At 34.1% G+C, this 1,222-nt stretch carries 2 protein-coding genes; one reads left to right on the top strand and one right to left on the bottom strand.

The genetic code is table 11. The features are described from left to right. Positions 1–86: 86 nt before the first annotated feature. Positions 87–317, top strand: coding sequence for a hypothetical protein (locus ACFIK4_RS01145; protein ID WP_208434686.1), 231 nt, complete (start codon positions 87–89; stop codon positions 315–317). Between the two features lie 87 nt (positions 318–404). Here ACFIK4_RS01145 and ACFIK4_RS01150 read toward each other — a convergent pair whose 3' ends face one another. Next, positions 405–1,076, bottom strand: a complete 672-nt coding sequence (locus ACFIK4_RS01150; protein WP_375621782.1) for a hypothetical protein — start codon at positions 1,074–1,076, stop codon at positions 405–407. Positions 1,077–1,222: the final 146 nt, after the last annotated feature.

A 1,222-nucleotide genomic window follows, 5' to 3' on the forward strand; every position in this document is an offset into this window, starting at 1 on the left:
AGAGCTTAAACAGCGTGATGAAGCAGTAAAAGCGCCGCCTCATAAGAATAAGAAGAGTAAGAAGAAGGGTAAGTGAGGAGAGAAAGATGAGTTTAGTAGCAATTATTACGTTTTTTACTACCAATGCGGTTATGTTCTTTTGTGTTATCGCTATGTTCTTTTTTGTTTTGCTCTATCGCAATAGAGAACAAGAGCTCAAAACAGAACTGAAGGAAAAAGATATATTAATTGTAAAGTTAAATATGTCAATTGAAGAGTTGAAAAAGAAAGTACAAGAAAGAAGAGTTATAGGAACCTTTGGAGGTTATGATTCATGAAAAAGAACAAACTAATAAATACTTTTATCTTCTCACCTTAATAGGTGAGAAGATAAGTAAAACCTAATTCCCAATCTTATAAGATTATCATCGTTGATGACTTAATTTTCGAAAAAAGCTGGGCCAAAAGCGAACTTCAAGTGTTTTATGTGGGTCATATGATGAAGTATGTTCTAAGATAAAGATCGGAACGGATAGTTTATCATGATTTTCTGTTTCTATGGAGCGAATTTTTAATTCCCATCGAAAACTATACCCACCATTCACTGTAAATAGGTCAATTCCTCTTTCTAATACGTTGTTTTGGATGACAGGATTTGTTGTAACGGGAGTTATTAAATCGATACATTTGGGAGATGTTTTAAGAATGCTTCTTGGAGAGCTTTGAGAGTATGGATAAGGAGTTGGATAGAATGCTTGAACGAATTCGAAAGGGCTATTTTCATCTATTCGTATATAGTTCATTTTCATTGGTCGGTCTGTGGGGTTTTTGATGGAAAATTCTATGAGAATACCTTCTGGTGATAGATCTTCAGGTTTAAGATTAAAGATCTCAACTTTCATCTTTGGTCCTAAACCTTCTGCTATGTTTTCTGTCCACAAAGTTTCTAAGGAATTTCTTATCATTTGGGGAAGGTCTTTTTTCAATATACTTTGTCTTTTGAATGTTGCGAGTTCTGTTTCAATGTTATTCAATTTATTGTTCATGTTAATTGTAATGTCAGTTAATTCTACAAAATTTTCTTGCATATTTCTCATATCTCTTTCTCCTCCGCTTTGGGAAAACAGTAATTTTATAAAATACGTTTTGTATGGAGAGGAGCGGTGATTAACACGATTCTTTGTTTTGATCTAGGTACCAAAACGGGGTGGGCGATACGTGGTGCAAGTGGTGACATGTTCAG

Source organism: Bartonella sp. AP9QHHD, assembly GCF_042195625.1.
In the GTDB taxonomy this organism is placed as follows: Bacteria; Pseudomonadota; Alphaproteobacteria; order Rhizobiales; family Rhizobiaceae; genus Bartonella.

What these genes read in the sequence shown, in the direction of transcription:
- ACFIK4_RS01150 (WP_375621782.1), bottom strand. Translation starts at nt 1,076, where the DNA reads ATGAGAAATATGCAAGAAAATTTTGTAGAATTAACTGACATTACAATT.
- ACFIK4_RS01145 (WP_208434686.1), top strand. Translation starts at nt 87, where the DNA reads ATGAGTTTAGTAGCAATTATTACGTTTTTTACTACCAATGCGGTTATG.